This window comes from Vibrio owensii (assembly GCF_002021755.1).
Taxonomy (GTDB): Bacteria; Pseudomonadota; Gammaproteobacteria; order Enterobacterales; family Vibrionaceae; genus Vibrio; species Vibrio owensii.
Genome location: NZ_CP019960.1, coordinates 1,552,924 through 1,575,485 on the forward strand (window position 1 = coordinate 1,552,924; position 22,562 = coordinate 1,575,485).

16 protein-coding genes are annotated in these 22,562 nt (G+C 47.9%); 11 read left to right on the plus strand and 5 right to left on the minus strand.

The features are described 5' to 3' along the window. The first annotated feature begins 84 nt into the window (after positions 1–84). From A9237_RS23400 to A9237_RS23420, 5 genes are all read left to right on the plus strand, one after another. Positions 85–948, plus strand: a complete 864-nt coding sequence (locus A9237_RS23400; protein WP_005425077.1) for a MurR/RpiR family transcriptional regulator — start codon at positions 85–87, stop codon at positions 946–948. Positions 949–1,368: 420 nt separating this feature from the next. Beyond that, the gene (locus tag A9237_RS23405) at positions 1,369–3,000 is read left to right on the plus strand and encodes a methyl-accepting chemotaxis protein (protein ID WP_050918945.1); all 1,632 of its coding nucleotides are present in this window, start codon (positions 1,369–1,371) and stop codon (positions 2,998–3,000) included. A 365-nt stretch (positions 3,001–3,365) separates the two neighbouring features. Beyond that, the gene (locus A9237_RS23410; protein ID WP_005385136.1) at positions 3,366–4,316 is read left to right on the plus strand and encodes an HlyD family secretion protein; all 951 of its coding nucleotides are present in this window, start codon (positions 3,366–3,368) and stop codon (positions 4,314–4,316) included. 4 nt (positions 4,317–4,320) lie between these two features. Continuing rightward, positions 4,321–5,247: an ABC transporter ATP-binding protein gene (locus A9237_RS23415; protein ID WP_078609820.1), complete on the plus strand. Its 927-nt coding sequence runs from the start codon at positions 4,321–4,323 to the stop codon at positions 5,245–5,247. Beyond that, entirely contained in the window at positions 5,247–6,344 is a 1,098-nt protein-coding gene (locus tag A9237_RS23420) for an ABC transporter permease (protein ID WP_174575007.1), read from the plus strand. The genes A9237_RS23415 and A9237_RS23420 overlap by 1 nt, the downstream gene beginning before the upstream one ends. 75 nt (positions 6,345–6,419) lie before the next feature. Here A9237_RS23420 and A9237_RS23425 read toward each other — a convergent pair whose 3' ends face one another. From A9237_RS23425 to fdhF, 3 genes are all read right to left on the minus strand, one after another. Further along, a complete protein-coding gene (locus tag A9237_RS23425) occupies positions 6,420–6,791 on the minus strand; it encodes a hypothetical protein (protein WP_027726579.1) in 372 nt (123 codons plus the stop codon). 192 nt (positions 6,792–6,983) lie between these two features. Next, entirely contained in the window at positions 6,984–7,910 is a 927-nt protein-coding gene (locus A9237_RS23430; protein ID WP_033005096.1) for an endonuclease/exonuclease/phosphatase family protein, read from the minus strand. 93 nt (positions 7,911–8,003) lie between these two features. Next, positions 8,004–12,242, minus strand: coding sequence for a formate dehydrogenase subunit alpha (gene fdhF / locus A9237_RS23435; protein ID WP_078609822.1), 4,239 nt, complete (start codon positions 12,240–12,242; stop codon positions 8,004–8,006). A gap of 315 nt (positions 12,243–12,557) precedes the next feature. Between fdhF and A9237_RS27575 the strand changes: the two genes are divergently transcribed. From A9237_RS27575 to copI, 5 genes are all read left to right on the plus strand, one after another. Then, a complete protein-coding gene (locus tag A9237_RS27575; RefSeq protein WP_039840344.1) occupies positions 12,558–12,980 on the plus strand; it encodes a hypothetical protein in 423 nt (140 codons plus the stop codon). Between the two features lie 135 nt (positions 12,981–13,115). Next, on the plus strand, positions 13,116–14,507 hold the full coding sequence (locus tag A9237_RS23445) for a TolC family protein (protein WP_078609823.1): 1,392 nt from the start codon (positions 13,116–13,118) through the stop codon (positions 14,505–14,507). 164 nt (positions 14,508–14,671) lie between these two features. Further along, entirely contained in the window at positions 14,672–16,390 is a 1,719-nt protein-coding gene (locus A9237_RS23450) for an efflux RND transporter periplasmic adaptor subunit (protein WP_078609824.1), read from the plus strand. A 2-nt stretch (positions 16,391–16,392) separates the two neighbouring features. Next, the gene (locus tag A9237_RS23455; RefSeq protein ID WP_078609825.1) at positions 16,393–19,572 is read left to right on the plus strand and encodes an efflux RND transporter permease subunit; all 3,180 of its coding nucleotides are present in this window, start codon (positions 16,393–16,395) and stop codon (positions 19,570–19,572) included. Positions 19,573–19,648: 76 nt separating this feature from the next. Beyond that, positions 19,649–20,215, plus strand: a complete 567-nt coding sequence (gene copI, locus A9237_RS23460; protein WP_078609826.1) for a copper-resistant cuproprotein CopI — start codon at positions 19,649–19,651, stop codon at positions 20,213–20,215. An 83-nt stretch (positions 20,216–20,298) separates the two neighbouring features. Here the strand turns inward: copI and A9237_RS23465 are convergent, their stop codons facing one another. Next, complete coding sequence (locus A9237_RS23465) at positions 20,299–20,826, minus strand: autotransporter domain-containing protein (RefSeq protein WP_078609827.1); 528 nt, start codon at positions 20,824–20,826, stop codon at positions 20,299–20,301. Positions 20,827–20,976: 150 nt separating this feature from the next. On the opposite strand from A9237_RS23465, the gene A9237_RS23470 reads away from it, so the two are divergent. Further along, entirely contained in the window at positions 20,977–21,885 is a 909-nt protein-coding gene (locus A9237_RS23470) for a LysR family transcriptional regulator (RefSeq protein WP_078609828.1), read from the plus strand. A gap of 112 nt (positions 21,886–21,997) precedes the next feature. Here A9237_RS23470 and A9237_RS23475 read toward each other — a convergent pair whose 3' ends face one another. Then, the gene (locus A9237_RS23475) at positions 21,998–22,528 is read right to left on the minus strand and encodes a hypothetical protein (protein ID WP_041056864.1); all 531 of its coding nucleotides are present in this window, start codon (positions 22,526–22,528) and stop codon (positions 21,998–22,000) included. Positions 22,529–22,562 lie beyond the last annotated feature (34 nt).

Genomic DNA, 22,562 nt, shown 5'->3' on the forward strand with positions numbered 1-22,562 from the left:
AGCTTAGTGAGGCTTTTCGTTATACTTCATGCCAAACCAGTGGAGGCGGCACAATCGTCTCCATGCAAAAGATAGGAACACAGCTTGAGTTTAGAAGTCGATATTATCTCTCAAATCACTGAACGTTTCAGTGCGCTGCGCGATGCCGAAAAGAAGGTCGCGAAGTTGATCATGGACGACATTCAAACTGCCGCCAACGCCAGCATTACTGAACTGGCAGAAAGCGCAGAAGTGAGTGAAGCCACCATCACCCGTTTTGCTAAAGCTGTTGGCTGCAAAAACGTACGTGATATGAAGATCAAACTGGCACAAACCTTAACGGTTGGACAACGATTCATCCTTGAGCCGCCTGATCAAAGTGGCTACCAAGGCATCTATGAGTCGATCAAGCAATCCCTTGATGTAAACCGCAGTTTGATTGTTGAAGAAGATATCGACACTGCCGTGAACTGGCTGCACAACGCAAGACAAGTGATCTGTATTGGTATGGGTGGTGGCTCAACCATTGCAGCACAGGAGATGCAGCACCGTTTATTTCGTCTCGGCTACCCTGTTGTAGCGTACAACGATGGCTTGTTATCGCGCATGATTGCAGCGACGGCAGACGCGAACGATGTATTGGTGATGATCTCAGCCACTGGCTATACCCCTGCCATCATTGAAACCGCACAATTAGCTAAGCAATACGGCGTAAAAGTCATTGTGATTACTCCGAAAGACACACCTTTGACTGAGCAAGCCGATTTGGTTCTGCCTATTGAGCACCAAGAGACGGACTTCATCTACAAGCCATCCGCTTCTCGCTACGCGATGTTGGCTTTGGTTGATGTACTTTCGATGGCATTAGCCGTTAATCATAAGCGACGCTCACGCGATAAACTTCGTCGACTCAAAGTTGCCCTCGACTCTTATCGTGGCGGTTTGGAAAGACAGCCTCTTGGTGATTAAACCAACGTGGTCTAGATACCTAAAATCTCGCTCATAAAACTCAAACAATGAAGCCCGATGTTCAGCATCGGGCTTTTATTTTACCGAAATAATACTTCAATTCGGTACGATGTCTTGTTTTAATATTTAGGAAAACTTGCTAGCACATAAATAACGAAATTCATCAATAAGAAAATTCTGATTGAATGTAAGGTTATCAAGATTAATACCAATTCGTACTCGAAATAATTTATAAGTTAATTAATTATTTTCCCCATCAATATTGATTAACTATTAACTTATTTTCAAACGAAATATGAACATTAAGTTTCCATTTTATTTTGGTTTCCGATAAAACTATTTGAGACTTTCATCACACTAAATTTCAAATCTCAGGAATAGACTCCGAGCCTTTCAAGCCCCCCAATTTGCAGTGAGTCTATGAAACTTTCTAACCTAAGTATTAAAAGTAAAATCAGTGCGTTGATACTTGTTATCTCCGCTGCCGTCATTGCGTTATCTTTCTTCTTTACCTCTCAAATAAAACTTATTGATGGCAAGATGACAGAATTTTCTGATACCACAGTGCCAAGTATTTTATTAGTAAAAAATATTGAAATCGAAATTGGCACCTTAAGAAAAGACGAATTCTCTTTACTGACCAATGTAAACCATGCTGAATTTAACACTTGGCTTAAAGGTTTGGATGAATCAGAAAATAAAATCGACAACTATATTGAACAATACGGTAAATCACTTTGGGATCAGCGCGACCGTGATGCTTATAATGAAGTATCGAGTGCATGGTCAAAATACCGTAGCTTCAACGACAAATACTCAGAGCTATTAACCACGAAACGTATTGACGAAGCCAACGCTATGCTGCTGGATGGTTTTTCAACGTTCCAAGCACTTTCTAGCTCGATTAAAGATCTGGTTGAGTTAAACCAAACCTTCATTAAAGAAGACATCAACAGCACTCACGATGTAGTTGCAGACGCCATCACTTACAGCATTATCGCGATTGTTGCTTTATTGGCTTTGAGCTTTGTACTTGGCTTATTCCTCACAAAACAAATCTGTTCTCCACTGCAATACGTAGTTGAAATGGCCTCTAAGATTGCTTCCGGCGACCTTACCTACAAACTTCCGCGTAATAAAATTGGTAACGACGAGCTCGGTTTATTGGCAGACGCCTGTGAAGATATGCAAGCCAAGCTGCTGAGTCTGGTCGATAGCATCTCTTCCACTACCGCTCAGGTGAGCACCGCCACTGAGGAAGTGAGCGCTATTTCTGAACAAACCTCTTCAGGCATGGATGAGCAGCAGCAACAACTTAACCTGATTGCGACCGCCATGAACGAAATGCAAGCAACAGTGCACGATGTAGCAAGCAACACAGAAGCCGCTTCAGAAACTGCAAACAGTGCCTCTCAAGAAGCCAAAGAAGGCTTAGAAGTGGTTCAAGAGTGTATTGAACAGATCAACGAAGCTTCAGTCGCGATTCAATCTGTTGGCACCATGGTAAGTGAGCTAGAGCAAGACGCATCGAACATCAGCGTGGTGGTTGACGTGATTCAAGACATCGCAGAGCAAACTAACCTGCTTGCTCTCAATGCCGCAATTGAAGCTGCCCGAGCGGGTGAACAAGGCCGTGGATTTGCCGTTGTAGCTGATGAAGTTCGTACGCTAGCGAGTCGCACGCAAGCATCGACAGAAGAGATCGTTGCCATCATCAGTAAGCTTCAGAATTGCTCGAAAACCGCCGTATCGGCCACAAACAACAGCAGCGATTTGATTCAAGTGTGCGTTGAGCAAGCTCAGCGAGCGGGCACGACGATTGGTCACATCGAACAAAGCGCTGACAACATCGCCGAGAAGAGTATCCAAATCGCGAGTGCGTGCAGTGAGCAAAGCTCTGTGACTGAAGAGCTACATCGCAATGTCGAACACATCAACCAGTTCTCTAGCGAAGTCGCAACTGGCTCTCGTCAAACCGCGATTGCGTGCCGAGATTTAAGTGAACTGGCGGTTGGTCTACAAGAAATCGTCAGTCAGTTTAAAACGGCTTAAACAGCCATTAAAGGTTGCGTTAACTTTGTCCTAGCGCGCTCTGTAAAGCCCGATGCTCAACCATCGGGCTTTGCTTTATCTAGCCGTTTCTTTACGTGTGCACGGTAAACCTGATCCTTGTCTCGATTCTTCAATTTATCTTTCCTAATCCCACCATCATCACGGTAACCCACTATATTTGAATGAGAATATTCTTAGAGACGCATTCAAGAGTGAGGCCAGTTTCAATAATTAATCAATTGATGAATATTGAAGGAATTAACTTCCTAGCCGGACAAAACTGACTCACGTTACACTGAATGCAGTCCCACACTCTTCTATAGCTTGATACGAATTCGAGCTCACCTTCTTAGAGGAAGCGTCGCATGATGAAGCGAATCATTCTTGGCACCCTAGCCCTGACTCTTTTAACTGCTTGTTCCAAAGATGATGGACAGCAAGCCCTTGGCACACTAGAACGTGACCGCGTAACCTTTACTGCAACCTCTAGCGAGATAATTCGTGCCCTACCCATCAAGGAAGGCAGCCAAGTCACCGAAGGAGAAGTGCTGGTTCAGCTCGATACAAAGAACCAAGAAGCCGTTTTAGCTCACGCCGTAGCCGAACAAGCCAAGGCTGACGCTTATCTTTTGAAATTGACCAATGGTGAGCGACCAGAAGACATTGCCGCAGCGCAAGCTCGCGTTGCCAGAGCGGAAGCTCAATTGGTTGAAGCGCAAAAGAACTACCAACGTAAAGCGGAGTTAGTTCGCAAGAAACTCATCAGCCAATCAGAAAAAGACACCGCTTTGGCAGCCAGAGATTCTGCCCGTGCAGAGCTAGACTCCTCACAAGAAGAGTTCAGCAAACTAACAGCAGGCTCTCGCCCTGAAGATATTGAACAAGCGAAAGCCGCACTCATGGCAGCAAAAGCCGATGTGGCACTGCAAGAACAGAAACTGGCAGAGCTCACCATCACTGCCACGCGAGATGGCTTGTTAGATAACCTACCGTTTAACCTTGGCGAACGCGTCCCTGTCAATGGTGTTGTTGCTGTGATACAAGCAAGCCGCGTCCCATACGCTCGCGTTTATGTTCCTGCCAACTACCGAGTCGACTTTGTGCCGGGTAAAACGGTTAACGTGCATGTAGATGGCGTTGAGCAACCATATAGCGGCACCGTACGTTGGGTTGCAACTGAGCCTTCATTCACACCTTATTTTGCGCTTACCGAGGAAGAACGCTCGCGTTTGATGTACCTTGCAGAAGTCGACCTACAAGACTCCGCACAATCCTTGCCTTCAGGTATTCCAGCGCAAGTGGATTTGGTGGAGTAAGCCGATGACCGAATACGCGATTCAAGCTGAAAATGTAGTGAAAAAGTTTGGTGACTTCACCGCCATCAACAACATCACGCTTAATGTGCCCAAAGGCAGTATTTATGGTTTTCTTGGCCCCAACGGCTGCGGTAAATCGACAACCATTCGTGTGCTGACTGGCTTGCTTAGCTCAAGTGAGGGCAATGTCGATGTACTTGGGCTAGAGATCCCAAAACAATCTGAGCTTCTGCGCCTCAAGATTGGCTACATGACGCAAAAGTTCTCCCTCTATGATGACCTGACGGTTCAAGAGAATCTTGAGTTTATTGGACAAATCTTTGGTATGGAAACCAAGGCCCTGAAAGCTCGCATCGAAGAACAACTATCCACCTACGGTCTTGACCAACTACGTAAGCAGCGCGTCGGCGGAATGAGTGGCGGCCAGAAGCAGCGCTTGTCTCTCGCCGCAGCCACCATGCATAAACCAGAACTGTTGTTTCTTGATGAACCCACGTCTGCGGTTGACCCAGAGAACCGACGCGATTTCTGGGAGCAGTTGTTTGATCTCTCTGACCAAGGCACCACGATTTTGGTCACTACGCACTACATGGACGAAGCCGAACGCTGTCATCGTCTGGCGATTATGGAAGCGGGCGAAATCCGCGCCGATGGTGAGCCAGAAGAACTCATGGCGCAAATGGGCGTTAATATCGTCGAAGTCAAAGCGGATAATTTACGCGAGCTAAAAGAGAAAGTCATTCAGCGTGAAGAGGTGCGCTCGACTGCACAGCTCGGCATTCGTTTACGCATTTTAATCCACCAGCACATCAAACAACCGATCGAATGGTTAACCCAGACCTTTCCTGAGCTTGATAGCTGCGAGATGAACATTGCTCGTCCTAGCTTGGAAGATGTGTTTGTCAGTGTTACGGGAGAAGGTCGCCAATGATGAAATCTATTGTCCGTATGAAAGCGGTAATGATCAAAGAGATCCGTCAGCTTTCACGTGACCGCATTACCTTTGGCATGGTCGTGATGATCCCGTTGATTCAGCTCCTGCTGTTCGGCTTTGCCATTAATACCGATATTCGCAACATTCCCGTTGGCGTCGTCGATCAAAGTGGCAGTACTGCTGGGCGTGTGATCACCGAGTCCGTCAAAGTCACGCAAGTGGTCGATGTGGTCGAAACCTTCGCTACCGCATCAGAAGCCGAGCAAGCCATTCAAGACGGCTTGGTACGAGCGGCTTTAATTCTGCCTAGCGATTTAACCCAACGTATGGTGCAAGGGCGAGAGCTTGGCCAATGGATTGTGGATGGTTCAGACACCATGATCAGCTCTGCGATTCTCTCGCTACAAACCATGCCGTTAACGGATTTTGATTTTGAGATACGCCCTGCCCCAACCAAAACCTTTGAAGTTGCGTTGTATTACAACCCGAGTCGACGCTCGGCGGTGAACATTGTCCCCGGTTTATTGGGCGTGATTCTAACCATGACGATGATCTTGTTCACCAGCGCAGCCATTGTTCGAGAACGGGAACGCGGCAATTTGGAGTTACTGATTACTACGCCAATTCACTCCATCGAACTCATGGTGGCGAAGATCATTCCTTACATCTTTGTTGGTCTGATACAGGTGTTTATCATTTTAGGCTTGGGTCACTGGATATTTGGCGTGCCGATAAACGGCGCCATTAGTCAGATACTATTTGGCACACTGCTGTTTATCGCCGCGAGTTTAACCTTAGGTCTGGTGATATCCACCATTGCGACGACACAACTTCAGGCAATGCAGATGACGGTGTTTATTCTTTTGCCGTCGATTCTTCTATCCGGATTTATGTTCCCTTATGAAGGAATGCCCGTCGCGGCACAATGGATATCAGAAGCCCTGCCTGCCACCCACTTTATGCGCATTATTCGTGGTGTGGTGTTGCGTGGCGCAGATTTAATGGAGCTATGGCGAGATACTGTCTGGCTACTGGGCTTTACAGTGATAGGTTTAGTTGTTGCGTCATTACGCTTCAAAAAATCACTCGATTAATCCATCAGATTCCAAACTAAAAACGCCTCCGGATTTGGAGGCGTTTTTATTGAATCGTCAATTATCGTGGCGAGATCAGTAGTACTCACCTAAAGAGCAATCGTGCAGGTCTGAAATGCTATAACTTCTTAGCGAATTGATTTTGAAGTTGAAAACCACTTGTTTGCATACATTTCGACTGCGGTCGCTATAGGTGATGTAACCTTCGCTGTATGCACGTTTACCGCTGGTTGAGGTGATATCTGCGTTCAACTCCAGATGCGCCTTGTGCGCTTCTACACGTTCCATCATCTCATGTACGTCAAGCCACTCTTCACGGTTGGCCATTTGGATCAGCATCGATTCCGCCTGTGTTTCTAGCTTTTGCGGATAAACGTAAAAACGGTTATAGGCAAAATAGGCGCTCATTAAAATAAGTATTAACACTGCTGAGGTAGTTCTTGTCATACAAGTTGCCTCTTATCATTATGAATTTCTGCTTTTCTCTATATTCTCAGTATAGGAAGCGGATGGAGTTTAGGTTAAAGAATTCACCCAAATAACAACTTAAGGTCAGAGTCCGTCAATTCCATGACAAGCCACACCGCGATTTAACCTAATTCTAAATAACTAGACACTTTGCCAATAGAAAGTACTAACTCATTGCCCGATTAGAGTCGTCACCAACCTGTGATCAGAGCCATTCGGTTGATTTGTCGATGCTCTTGAGCAGATCATTCGATTTGAGTTTTCTGACTTAAGCCAGAGGTGATCAATCCCTATCATGGCGAAAGCAGGAACCGGCAAGCCTTTCACTGATGTTGGCCAACTGGCAACAGGTTGAGTTTGGAAACGAGAAAACAGCCCATCAAACCTCGGGCTTGAAGCAGAAAGATTGAAATCCCCTATCACGATCATTTCTGGTGTTGGGTACAAATCAGTAAGGGTTTCTATGGTTCGAATCAGTGCATTGCGGCGTTGCCATAACGGCTCTGTTCTTGGCGAGGGCGGATGCGCCGTCATTAAGGTAATTGGGTTGTCCACTTGCCATGTTGCTCGAATCACCTCTTGACCATCTGGGGTGTGATAAATCGAAACAGGCTCCAAAGGATAGCGGCTCAAAATCATCTGATTTGACGGGTAACCAATGCCGCGCTGGCCGCCAAAATAGAAAGGATAAATGTCGTCGAGAAGATGAAGCTTCTCCCCCACTTGAGGCGAGAGCTCTTGCATCACTACCAAATCCGCAGGGTGTTTAAGCAAGTAATTGATGAACTGATTGATGTCCGGATTTTCGTAGAACAGGTTGAATTGGACGATCGTCAGCGGATTTTCGCAGGTTTGGTTGTTTGTGATTTGAGTGGGTAAGAGAAACGCAATAGAAGCGAAGCCGATTAAAGCAGAGAAAATGGCTTTCGCCCAGTGACGACAAACCAAAAGTACCAGAGCAAAACCTAGGTAGGCGAATAAAAGGAGAGCGGGAATCGAGGTTAGATTCTCCGCCCACCAAGTATCATGATATTGCCTTGTCACCAGCCAAATTAAAGCGGGTAGAAACAACACAATCCATTTAATGACTCTCAGCACACGCACGGCTCATTTAGCGATTACATATCATAAGCTTATATGTAATCGCCCAACTCGCCAGTACGCTGCTGACCTGTATCTAAACAGATTGGCTTAAATGGAATGAACCGCTTCCGTTGCAGGCTCTGTGAGCAGCGCTTTTTCGCTCACTTCCACTTTAACCGCAGCGACCTTGAACTCAGGGATCTTCGCATGCGGGTCAGTTGCCGTTGTCGTTAGGCGGTTGACTGGCGATTCAACAAAGTGGAAAGGAATGAACACCACACCTTTTTGAATACGCTTAGTCACAAAAGCATCAATCTCAATGCTGCCACGACGTGTAGATACCGTCAGACGCTGACCATTACTGATACCTAACGCTTCTGCGTCTTCCACGCTCACCATCGCACGAGGGCCAGCAAGATTATCCAACCCTTTGGTTTTGCGCGTCATGGTTCCAGTATGGAACTGCTCAAGTACGCGACCCGTCGTTAACACAAGTGGGTACTCTTCATCTGGCAGCTCAGCCGCATAACGGAACGGTACGCCCACCATTTGCCCTTTACCACGAGTAAACTGGGTTTGGTGCATGATGCGAGTACCCGCAGGGTTGTTCTTGTTGCTCGGCCATTGCACACCGTTTGGCGTAATGGCATCCCAACGAAGACCCGCGTATTGAGGTGTCACTCGTGCAATTTCATTAGTGATATCAGACACGCAGTGGTAATCCCAATCACTACCCATGGCATTGGCGATCTCTTGGATAATCCACCAATCTTCTTTCGCTTCACCCGGTGCAGTGACAACCGGATTCACGCGCTGAACACGACGCTCCGTATTGGTGAAGTGACCCGCTTTCTCTGCAAACGAGCAAGAAGGCAGAACCACATCCGCGTATTGCGCAGTTTCCGTTAGGAAGATGTCTTGAACCACCAAGAAATCGAGCGCTTCTAAACCTTCAATCACATGCGCTTGGTTTGGGTCACTCAACACTGGGTTCTCACCCATGATGTACATACCACGAACGTCACGATGGCAAGCCGCATCAATGATTTCTGTCAGGGTTAGACCTTGCTCAGAAGGCAGATTTGGTGCGTTCCATTCAATCGCAAACTTCTGACGCACAATTGGGTTGTATACCTTTTGGTAGCCCGGGAAGCTGTTTGGCAAAGCGCCCATATCACACGCGCCTTGCACGTTTGATTGACCACGCAGCGGGTTAATACCACCACCTTCAATACCGATGTTGCCACACAGCAATTGCAGGTTAGCGATAGAACGCACGTTGTCATGACCTGTCGTATGCTGAGTGATACCCATCGAGTAGTACACAGCCGTACGATCTGCCGTACCGATCATGCGTGCCATTGCTTGAATGTCTTCGGCTTTTACGCCCGTAACCAACTCCACTTTATCGAGGTTGTAAGCTGGTGACATTACTTCTTGCAACAAGGTATCAAAGCCGTCGACACGTTCTTCGATGTACTCTTGATCGTACCAACCGTTCTTGATGATCTGCTGCATGACACCGTTTAGGAGCATCACATCCGTACCCGGACGGTGCGCCATATAAAGCTCAGCATGCTCTGCCATATCGACACGTTTCGGGTCAGCCACAATCAAACGTGCGCCATGGTGACGAATTGCTTGCTTGATGTGTGAAGCGATGATCGGGTGTGCCGATGTAGTATCCGAACCAATAATAAAGATCACATCAGAGTGCTTAATGCTTGGAATGTCGTTGGTCATTGCACCACTACCCAGTGACGCCTCAAGACCGGTTACACTCGATGCGTGACACAAGCGCGCACAGTGGTCGACGTTATTGGTGCCCAGTTCACGACGGACAAATTTTTGGAACGCGTAGTTGTCTTCATTGGTGGTTTTCGCTGAAGAGAAACCCGCCAATGCGTTACTGCCAAAATCTTGCTTGATGCCAGAGAACTTGCTCGCAATCAGTTGAATCGCCTCTTCCCAACTTGCAGGCTGCAGCCAACCGTCTTTACGAATCAATGGAGTGGTTAGACGCTCTTCACTGCCAATGAAATCAAAACCAAAGCGCCCTTTCACACACAGCATGCCTTGGTTCACCGGCGAGTCACCGCCTTTCACGTAACGAATCGTATTGGTTGCTTCGTCCACGAACATAGTCAACTTACAACCCACACCACAGTACGTACAAATGGTGTCGACCGCTTTCAGATCCTCAGTACGACCTTGCGAACGGTCACGACTATCAACCATCGCGCCCGTTGGACACACTTGAACGCACGCACCACATTGCACGCAGTTCGAATCGCCCATTAGGGTTAAGCCATTCTTGTTACTTCCAAAGTGTGGACGGTCGTCAGGACGTAATGCAGGACGACCTTGTTTGTCGCACACAAAGTTCAGTACGCCGTGCACGGCTTTGTCGCGACACGCTTGGATACACTGACCACAGCTAATACAGCGGTTAGCATCAAACTCAATAAACTCAGAACTACGGTCAACTTCGTACTTATGACGCAAGTCTTTCGCACGAAGATCTAACCAATCTTGATGCGATTTAATCTGCAAGGAGAAGTCAAAGCTTTGCTCAGCCTCATATTCGGTGGAGTAATCACGCAGCGCACAATCGGTATTTGCCTGACAGCCACATTCTAGACAGCGCGCTGCTTCTTTCATTGCTTCTTCGTTATCAAAGCCCAACTCCACTTCAGCGAAGCTTTGCTCGCGTTGTGCTGGAGTCAGCTCAGGCATGATAGATCGAGCGACTTTCTGGATGTTCTCGAAGTGAAGCGGATCGACTTGAGAGAGCTTCTTCTCTTTACGCGAGTTGAACGCTGCCTTTGGCATATCCGCCATATCACCATTCAAAAACAGGTCAATCGCTTTTGCCGCAACGCGGCCATCACCCACCGCTTCAACTGCCGTTGCTGGACCACGGCGGAAATCACCAATACTGAAGATATTGCCCGTGCCGGTGTGCATGGTCTTTTCATCTGCATCAGAGGTGTTCCAGCGCGTTAGCGGAATAGATAAGTCTTCACCTTCTAGGAAGCTCAGGTCTGGCTTTTGCGATACTGCCGCAATTACGGTGTCGAACTCTTCGGTGAAGAACTCGCCGGTTGGTTTAGGGCTTCGACGACCAGATGCATCCGGCTCACCCAACGCCATGCGTTCTAGGCGAATCGCATTCACGCGTCCGGTTTCATCGGCAAGGTTTTCTGCAGGGTTGGTCAAGAAGTGGAACTTCACCCCTTCGTGTTCCGCTTCGACAATCTCGTAGTCTTCTGCCGGCATTTCGTCACGAGTACGACGATAAATCAATGTGGTGTCTGCACCAGCTCGACGCGCAGTGCGAGCACAGTCAATTGCTGTGTTACCACCACCGATCACCGCGACTTTCTGGCCCGTTACATAGTTTTGCTCAGTCACGTAATCTTTTAGGTAATCAACGCCTAAGTAGCAACCTTCAAGGTCACTGCCTGTGTAATGCATTTCGACCGCTTGAGACGCGCCGACCGCCAAACACACCGCGTCGTATTCTTCACTCAATTGAGAAAGCGTGAAATCCACACCCAGCTTTTGATTGGTGTGAACTTGCATGCCATTGCGGCACATCAGTTCGATTTCTTTATCGAGAATGTCTTTTGGTAAACGGTATTCTGGAATGCCATAACGCAACCAACCGCCCGCTTTTGGCATGGATTCAAAGACCGTAACGTCGTAGCCTTCGTTCGATAGGTAGTAGCCAGCTGTCAGACCACCAGGACCACTGCCGACGACGGCAATGTTCAAACCTTTGCTTGGTTTCTTTTCTGGTACGTAGGCTTCATGCGCAGACAAATCCGCATCCGCGGCATGACGTTTAAGCTGACGAATTGCAATAGGCTCATCGACTAACGAACGGCGACATTCGCTCTCACAAAATGCTGGGCATACGCGGCCAATCGATAACGGCATAGGAAGCGTACGCTTAATCACTTCAATCGCTTTTTGATGATCGTTCTGTGCGATGTGATAAAGGTACGATTGGATATCCACGCCCGCAGGACACGCGGTTTTACATGGCGCTTCACAATCGGCGTAATGGTCCGTCATGATGCGGTTGAGTGCTTCTCTGCGGTGCTCGCTTAATTGTTCTGATTGCGTGACCACATTAAGGCCGCGGTAAACTTCGAGTTCACACGCACGCTTAGTACCGCCACTTTCGACTTCAACTACACACAAGTCACACGGTACTTTTTCATTACTTTTGTTCATTCCGCACAGCGATGGGATCTCGACCCCACACACTTTTGCTGCTTCTAAAAGGGTTAGACCCTCTTCTACAATTCTATATTTTCCATCGATGACAATTTCTATCATGCAACCCCCGCAGCAAAGCAAATCCAAATCTGCACAAGTAAAACCATGCATTCTATAAGGATAATCATTTGTAAGACAAGTTAGTGTGATGTAAAACTTATAAACCACATTTTTCACGTGTCATAAAAAGCGAGGGCTTCTTTCGCTAACTTTCAACACTCGGTGTTTAACAAACGTTTTACTCCCTCGAAAGTGCGAAAACTGAAGGGGTGGACTATTTTGATAATAAGAGTAATAAATGATTGACCTTACCCTTAGGTTAACCTTTAGAATCGAAGGGTTTTCATCATTTTCATCAAACACATGGGAAAGGGTATGCACTTAAAATCGCTGCATACAATCTGGTTAACTCTCTTCACGACGCTAGTACTATTGGTATCTAGTGTGGCGAACAGTGAGCCGTTGATGAATATTCAAATGATGTCTACTGGCATGGCTCACCATCCTTCTATGATGAGTGACAGCGAACACTGCGGTATGCCTGGCATGATGGACGTCTCCATGACTGACGCTTCTATGTCCGAAGATGGCGATGCAAGAGAAACCAGCATGAACTGTGGTGGAGGCTCCGGCATGGTTCATACCTGCTGTACTGCCGCGTGTACGATAGTTTTCGTCCCCCTACCGAATCCTGTCAATAGCCCGATGCCCGTCGTCTATCGCGCAACTATTACTCCTGAAGTTGCTTCCCCAGTCGTACACGTCAGCCGCGACCTGTACCGACCTCCTATAGCCTAAATCCGTCCTAGCATTCGACCCTGCACATCTATCGCAGGTTGTTTTAATGCGCCTGAACGATGAGGTAACAAGGCTTTACTGTTCCCGCAATAAAATCCGCACCTCCATCGATCCGGCGAACACTGGATTTAGATTATGGATATCAAACCATACCGCTTAGCTGCACCTATTTTTATGGTGGCTCTGGTCGCTGCACCAACCTTGGTTAACGCCGCTGGTAAAGAGACGCACGCAGCGCAAAATTCCGCATCAAGTGAGCGAGCTTCAACGACTAAGCTTGCCCAACTGATCAACGTCGCTTTGAGTAACGATGGCAATCGTAAGCAATACTCAGCGCAATCTGCTGCCATGCGTGAAACGGGCGTCGCGAGTGCGACCTTGACGGACCCAAAACTGAAAGTGGGTTTTGGTGGCTTGCCTGTCGACAGCTTCAAATTCGATGAAGACCCAATGACCAACATTTCCGTTGGTTTAATGCAACAGTTTGAGCGTGGCTCTACGCTTGATTTACAGCAGAAGAAAGCCAATCAACAAGCCGACGGCCTTGGGCTTCAAGTGCATGCTCGTGAGCTTGAGGTAGCCAACAGCATGACTCAGCTTTGGTTAGAGCTTGGTTACCAGCAACGCGCTGAGCAAATCATGCTTGAGAATCGCAAGTTGATGAAGGAGATGGAAAGCTTTATTCAAACCAACTATTCGATTGGTAAGAGTGAAGCGCAAGACCTACTCAACGCTCAATTACAAGTCAGCAAGTTGGATGAGAAACTGCAAGCCAACGCACAAATGCAACGTCGTCTTATCTCTCAACTCTCCGAATGGTTGGGGTCAGATTGGTTGGCAAACGAAGAGGCTCTGCACGCGAGCAATCAATTGAACTGGGACACACTGAACAGCAAACTTGCTGCCAGTCAGGGTTCCACCAAGCATTATCAGCAACTCAGCCAACACCCGATGGTTAAGATGGCCGACGTCAGCATCTCTGCCAATAAAACTCAGGTGGAAATTGCTGAGCAAGCCTACAACCCGCAATTTGGCGTCGAAGTAATGTACGCCTACCGCCAAGCCGACAACATGATGGGTGAGCCCGCCTCTGATTTGGTTAGCGCTTACCTCACCATGGACATTCCACTGTTCACAGGTGACCGCCAAGATCGCAATCTCGCGGCCGCTCAATACCAAGTTGGCGCGGCACAATCGCAAAAAGACACCTTACTAACGCAGATGAATGCCAAGGTGAACACTTTGCTGGTTGATCGCGGCAACTTAACCCAACGCTTAGAACGTTATCAATCCACCTTATTGCCTCAAGCGAAAGCGCGCATTCAAGCCGTTGAGCGGGGTTATCAAAACAACACAGCGCAGTTTAACGATGTGATTTCTGCCACGACTGACGAGTTGGCTCTGCAATTAGAGCAACAACGTCTGCTGACCGATCTCAACATCGCAAACAGCAATTTAGCCACCCTACTCGGTGGTTTCGACTATCAAGTGGCTTCACCGGAAGCTCGCTCTATTTCGACATATTAATTTGTGATTCCCCAAGACAGTTGGGGCTGCAGCTAGGCGGCAAACGAGAGAATCCCATGAGCACTTTCCCTAACAAACTAAGGGATCCCCTATGTGATTTGGGTGAACGAGAGCAGGCAACAACGCTGTAGCGTCAAATGTGAAGGGGAAAATAAGGTAAAACAATGAAAACATTAAAAATTGCAACCATCGCGCTGATTGTTGGTGGTGCTTTAGGGTTTGGTGCTAATCATTTTCTTACGAGCTCGACTCACGACATGAGTGCGATGGGTGGCGAATCTGCTGCAAGCTCTAATGATCCGCTTTACTGGGTTGCCCCAATGGATCCGAACTACAAACGCGACAAGCCGGGTAAATCCCCAATGGGCATGGATTTGATTCCGGTTTACGCAGAAGACCTATCCGGTGAACAAGACGCACCGGGTACAGTGACTATTGACCCTTCAGTAGAAAACAACCTCGGGGTTAAAACCGCAAACGCGACACTACAACAGCTATCACCACGCATCGAAACCGTTGGTTATATTGCCTTTGATGAAAGTCTGTTATGGCAAACCAACGTTCGTGTGGCGGGTTGGGTAGAAAAACTCTACATCAATGCCGTGGGTGAGAAAGTGAAGAAAGGCGATGTGCTTTTCACGCTCTACTCTCCAGAACTGGTTAAAGCACAAGAAGAATTGCTGAATGCGTACCGCACTGGCCGCAAAGGTCTTGTAAAAGGTGCGACCGAACGCTTGGTAACGCTTGGTGTTGACCGCGCTCAAATCAAATCCATTACTCGTAGTGGTAAAGCATCGCAAACCATTGAAATCAAAGCGCCTGCTGATGGCGTTATCGCGAGCTTAAACGTGCGAGAAGGTGGCTATTTGTCCCCTGCTCAAGCGGTGATCAGTGCAGGTCCCTTGGACAATGTTTGGGTTGATGCGGAAGTCTTTGAGCGTCAAGCACACTGGATGAAAGCAGGTTCTCAAGCCACGATGACCCTTGACGCGATTCCGGGCAATGAATGGCAAGGTGTTGTCGATTACGTGTACCCAATCCTCGATCCGAAAACACGTACGTTGCGTGTGCGTCTTAAATTCCCTAACCCAGATGGCGCATTGAAGCCAAACATGTTCGCCAACATTGCCCTTCAGCCTGTCACTGATGACGCAGTATTAACGATTCCTAAATCATCTGTTATCCGCTCTGGCGGTATGACTCGCGTTGTTCTGGCGGAAGGTGATGGCAAATACCGTTCTGCTCGAATTGAAGTTGGCCGCGAAGCTGGCGAACAAATCGAAGTATTACAAGGACTTAAACAAGGCGATAAGATCGTTACTTCATCTCACTTCATGCTCGATTCTGAATCAAGCCAGTCGGCGGATCTGTCTCGCATCAATGGTGTAGAAGCAGCGGCAGAAACAGCATGGGCCAAAGGTGAAATCACAGACGTAATGAAAGATCACCGCATGCTGACCATCAACCACCAGCCTGTACCAGAATGGGATTGGCCGGGCATGGTAATGAACTTCACTTTCGCAGATGGCGTTGAAATGGGTGACTTGAAAAAAGGTCAGGCTATCGAATTTGAAATGCAAAAGACGAAGTCCGGTCAGTACCAAATCGTTGACTATAGGGCAGACAACAGCGTCATTGCCGCAGAGGTTTGGCTAACTGGTGACATCACAATGCTGATGGCTGATTTTGGCATGATCACCTTAAACCACCTACCGGTTGCAGAATGGAACTGGGATGCTGGCGAGATGAACTTCTCTGTGGGTGAAGACGTTGATCTATCGGGTTTTGAAGAAGGACAGAAAGTTCGGTTTCTAGTTGAAAAACAAGGATCTGACTACGTTCTTAGACAGCTAGTTCCTGCAACAACAGCCGTCGAGGGTTAATTATGATCAATGCTATTATTCGTTGGTCACTGAGCAACCGATTCCTAGTGTTGGTCGCGACCTTAGCCCTTGTATTAGGCGGACTTTACAGTGTAAAGAATACGCCTGTTGATGCGATTCCGGATCTTTCTGATGTGCAAGTGATCATCAAGACAAGCTATCCGGGTCAAGCTCCTCAAGTCGTCGAGGATCAAGTTACTTACCCACTCACCACCGCCATGCTTGCCGTGCCGGGTGCTGAGACGGTTCGTGGCTACTCTTTCTTTGGTGACTCTTACGTTTATATCATTTTCAACGATGATACCGACATGTACTGGGCACGTTCACGCGTGTTGGAGTACTTAAGCCAAGTAGCACCCAAGCTGCCACCGAACGCAAAACCAACCCTAGGTCCTGATGCAACGGGCGTGGGCTGGGTTTACAGCTACGTATTACAAGACAAAACCGGCAAGCATGATTTGGCGGATCTTCGCAGCCTGCAAGACTGGTTCTTGAAGTACGAATTGCAAACCGTGGATGGCGTTTCTGAAGTCGCGACCGTGGGCGGTATGGTGAAGCAGTATCAAGTGCAGATTGACCCTGCCAAGCTTCGTGCTTACAACCTCACTCTGCAACAAGTGAACATGGCAATCCAAAACGGCAACCAAGAAACCGGCGCGTCCGTTATCGAAGTTGCGGAAGCCGAACACATGGTTCGTACCACGGGTTACCTAACCAGCATTGAAGACATTAAATCACTGCCTCTCAAAGTCACTGAGAAAGGCACACCGTTGCTATTAGGTGATATCGCAGACATTAACCTTGGTCCACAAATGCGCCGTGGTATCTCAGAGCTGAATGGCGAAGGTGAAGCGGTCGGTGGCGTTATCGTGATGCGCTTTGGTGAGAACGCCAGTGAAGTGATTGCGAAAGTCAAAGACAAACTCGCAGACCTACAACGCAGCCTGCCAGAAGGCGTGGAAATTATTGCTACCTACGACCGCTCTACCCTTATCGATTCAGCGGTAGAAAACCTATGGAAGAAGCTTGCAGAAGAGTTCATCGTCGTTGCGATTGTGTGTGCGTTGTTCCTGTTCCACATTCGTTCTTCGTTGGTTATCGCTCTGAGCCTACCAGTTGGCATTCTCACTGCGTTTATCGTGATGCATTGGCAAGGCATCAACGCCAACATCATGTCCTTGGGTGGTATTGCGATAGCCATCGGAGCCATGGTAGATGGTGCGATCGTGATGATTGAAAACGTTCACAAGCACATTGAACGAACGCCACTGACCGATAAAAACCGCTGGCAAGTGATTGGCAAAGCCGCAGAAGAGGTTGGCGCACCGCTGTTCTTCTCGTTGCTGATCATTACTCTTAGCTTCGTACCAGTGTTCGCCTTGGAAGGCCAAGAAGGCAAGATGTTCTCGCCGCTTGCGTTCACTAAGACGTACGCCATGGCAGCGGCAGCAGGTTTGGCAATCACGCTCGTGCCTGTACTTATGGGCTACTTCATTCGCGGTAAGGTGTTACCGGAACATAAAAACCCGGTTAACCGTGGCTTGGTCGCATTGTACCGTCCGCTGTTGAACACCAGCTTAAAATACCCTAAGACCATGATTGTTATCGCATTAGGTCTGATGGCTTCGGCTTACTACCCTACCAGTAAACTGGGTAGCGAGTTCATCCCGCCACTGGATGAGGGCGACTTGATGTACATGCCAACGACCTACCCAGGTATCTCGATTGGTAAAGCACGCGAGCTTCTACAACAAACCAACAAGCTGATCAAAACCGTTCCAGAAGTGAAAACCGTATGGGGCAAAATTGGGCGAGCTGAGACCGCAACCGATCCAGCGCCACTCACCATGATTGAAACCGTGATTCAGTTGAAGCCACGCGATCAATGGCGTGAAGGCGTAACAACCGAGTCACTGCGCAAAGAGTTCGACAAGCTGGTTCAGTTCCCTGGTCTTACTAACGCTTGGGTAATGCCGATCAAAACGCGTATCGACATGCTGGCAACGGGCATCAAAACCCCTATCGGCATTAAGATCGCCGGACCCGATCTGAAAGTGATTGAGAAGATTGGCTCTCAGTTGGAGCCAATTCTTAATGGCGTACAAGGCACGGCATCGGTTTATGCGGAACGTGTAGCAGGTGGTCGTTATGTCACGATCGACATTAAACGTCGTGCCGCAGCGCGTTATGGCTTAAGCATCAAAGACGTTCAGCAAGTGATCTCCACTGCGGTGGGTGGCATGAATGTGGGTGAAACCATCGAAGGCTTGGAGCGTTACCCAATCAACGTTCGTTACCCACAAGACTACCGTGATTCAGTGGTTAAACTGCAAAACCTACCGTTAGTGACACCAAATGGCGCTCGTATTGCGCTGGCTGACGTAGCGGACATTCGTTATGAAGATGGCCCTCCGATGATCAAGACGGAAAACGCGCGTCCAAATGGCTGGGTATTTGTCGACATCGATGGTCGTGACCTTGGCTCTTACGTCGTGGAAGCACAGCAAGTCGTGGCTGATCAATTGGAACTTCCTGCGGGTTACTCACTGGCTTGGTCTGGTCAATACGAATACATGGAGCGTGCGAAAGACCGCTTGAGTGTCGTGGTACCGATCACCATCGCCATCATTATGCTGCTGCTTTACTTTAGCTTCCGTCGCATTGGCGAAGTAATGATCATCATGCTTACCCTACCACTCGCTATGGTTGGTGGTTTGTGGCTCATGCATATCCTCAACTACAACTTCTCGATTGCCGTTGGGGTCGGCTTTATTGCCCTAGCAGGCGTCGCGGTTGAAATTGGGGTCATCATGCTCGTCTACCTCAACCAAGCGTGGCACTACAAAAAACTCGATGCAGAAGAGAGCCAACAGAAGCTTGAGGCGAAAGACCTAACTGATGCCATTCGTGAAGGTGCAGGCCTACGTGTTCGCCCAGTAATGATGACGGTACTGACGGTCATTATTGGTCTGATTCCGATCATGTACGGCGAAGGTACAGGATCAGAAGTAATGCAACGTATCGCCGCACCAATGATTGGTGGTATGGCATCAGCACTGCTGCTGACGCTGTTGGTACTTCCAGCCATCTTCAAGCTGTGGAAACAACGTGAGTTGCGTCAAAGCAATGCGACTAATCACCAAGCTAGCACTCAAGCTAGTGATGTAAACAACAAGGCTTAATCCCTACCTTCCTCTCAAACATGCCGTTTGAGGGGAAGCAACCAAGTTATTAATGAATTAAAACAAGGATATAAAAATGAAAAAGACACTAATCACTCTTGCTCTAGCCCTAACAACAACGACTGCGTTTGCCCAAATGGATCATTCAAACATGGACCACGCGAACATGGATCATAGCAACATGAAGCATGAAAATATGGACCACGGCAGCATGAAGATGGACCACAGTAAAATGGACCATTCAAACATGATGGATATGCCGGGCATGTCGACTGTTGGTATGCCAGCAAAAGGGGCAAAGCCAGACAAGGTGGTACACGTTATCTTGGGTGATGACATGACTATCAAGTTCAAAAAAGACGTTAAAATTGAGCCAAACGATGTGGTGCAGTTTGTAGTCATGAACACAGGTAAGATCAACCACGAGTTTACGATTGGTTCTGCCAAAGAGCAGTTAGAACATCGCGAAATGATGAAGACAATGAGCGGTGATCATATGCACGACTCGGGCAACTCTGTGACGGTCGAACCGGGCAAAGCGAAGCAGTTGTTGTGGCATTTCCACGGTGACAACAAGATTGAGTTCGCGTGCAACATTCCGGGCCATGCAGAAGCAGGCATGACAAAGAACATTACGCTGTAAATCGTACTTGAACACAACAAAAAGGAGCTGACATTTCAGCTCCTTTTTTCTCTCTGATTCCTTACTTACGAACCGACATCGGCTCAGAAGTTATAGGCTGCCATGACTCGAACCGCCATCTCATCTTCCTCCGACAAGCTGATGTCCTCGTCAATTTTGTAGCCTTCAACAACAAGACCAACGCTGGCAATATCGACTTTGACGCCTAAGGTTGGTTCAAAGTTGTCTTGGCTGTCTGTGTCGACATACTCACCCGTCTCTTCTTCAAAATACTCAATCTCGACATTGTTGTAATTCAACCCGATACGCGGCGTTATCGCCAACACATCGTTTACGCGAATTTCGTACCCCAACGCAGTATGTAATCCCCAAACTTGCTTCTCTGCCCAATGCGTGCCGAAATGCTCTTGCTCACCGCTATCTATCGGTGCATTGAAGCCGAGTGACCAATTGATATTGGGCAACACTTCTGCGCCCATCTCTACACTCAAGACCTCATGCTTATCCAAAAAAGTCACGCCACCGGCGATAAAGGGTTCTCTCTCTTCTGCAAGCACTGGAGCGCTAAGCAAAAGCACCAAAATGAATAAGCCAACCAGATCTTTAAGCATGACACCTCCGAGCAATGAATACGTCGATTTACCACTCTCAGAATACGTGGATTACGTGCGCATTTTTGACGGTTAAGAAGCTCAAATTTGAACCTTTGAACACCACACAATGTCGTAACCAACGACGTAAATTTATGCTTAAGGCGCTTTGTGAAACACTCCATAGACCTCAACCTGTATCGCTTTTTAAACCTGATTTTTGAACAGAAGTCGTTGCCCAAGGTGTGCCATACGCTCGATATCAGCCGAGCCACGTTTAATCGCCAGCTGGCCGACTGCCGCGAGCTATTTGGCAACGAGCTTTTCATTGCCAACAAAGGGCTGTATTTCCCGACCCTGTTTTGCAGCCAGCTCATGAGCATTATCGAGGAGCCGTTAGAGCAACTGGAGTCTGCTCAAACTCAAGTCAACGTTCTTGAAGCCGCTACGCAACCGACCCAATTTCGCTTTTTTGTCCCAAACCCTCTGAGCGCCATTCTCACCACACCGCTACTCGAGTTGCTCAGCCAACACGACAATATCGCTGATTTCTCGATGGTCGATTGGAATCTTGAAGGCATCGAATTTCCAAAAGCGGGCTCACTCGCCGTCGGTATTTCTGGCTACCCTTCTGTTATGAATGAACGCGTGGTTGAGCGGAAAATCGGTGAGCTTGGTTTGTATCTCTACACCTCGCAGAACAACCCGCTTTGGCAACGAGATCATATTGATATTCAACGCCTGCAAAATGAAAAATTGGTACGAGTGTCGATGGGCGCACTGGATGATGCCATTTACTATGAGAGGGTGAAACGCCAACTTGGGTTTGCTTTGGAAAGGCGGTTAACCGTGCCATCGGTTCATGCCGCTTTGGATTGGTTGATCAAAACCGATTATGTTCTGATTTGCTTTGCCCTGCCCGATTCGGCTTTGCCGCAAGGCATCAAGAAGATTCCGTTGATTCAGGATAACGCTCAGATGTTCTTTGATATCGGCTTGCAGTTTCACCGTGGCTATTATCAACACCCAACGATAGTGAAATTAGAAAAGCACCTGTCCGATATTCTCAACGATTTATAACTTCGTTGGTCATTCTGGGCACATAAGGGAAACAAAAAAGCCGCCCGGTACAGGCGGCAAACAAGCAGTATGTGCAATAAAACGATAAAAATATAAAGGTCGATGAAAAACGTTAGAAGTTGAAGCTCAACGTAGCGCGAACCACATCCTCTTCAAATTCTTTACCATTGATCGGGTTAACCGCTGAGTCGTTGATCTTACCGTAATCAACCGTTAGGCCAACCATACGCCAGTTAACCGTACCGCCAACAGAAGCGTAAACACTATCAATGTTCATGCTCTGGCCAGAGTGAGTGCCACTATTGATATCAACGTCCGCATTAAAGTAGTTGATACCAAGCTTAGGAATGATATCGAACTCAGCAATTTCAAAACGGTAACCAATGTTCGCGTACATACCCCAAGCGTCTTGATCGTTCTTTACGGGCATATCAATTGCGTCAGAACCAACGAAAATACCACCACCAGTGACGATGTTGTTACCCACATCACGGCTGTAACCCAAGGTGTACATTTCGTGGTCGCCAACGAAGGTCGCACCCGCTTCAATTGAGTTGTTGCGGCCTTCTGCCAATGCGTGGCCAGAAGCGGTCACTGTTGCCAATGTTGTTAGCGCTAGAATGCGTTTTGATGTGATAGTCATCTTTACTCTCTCGGTTTGGATTTGCTTATTACCC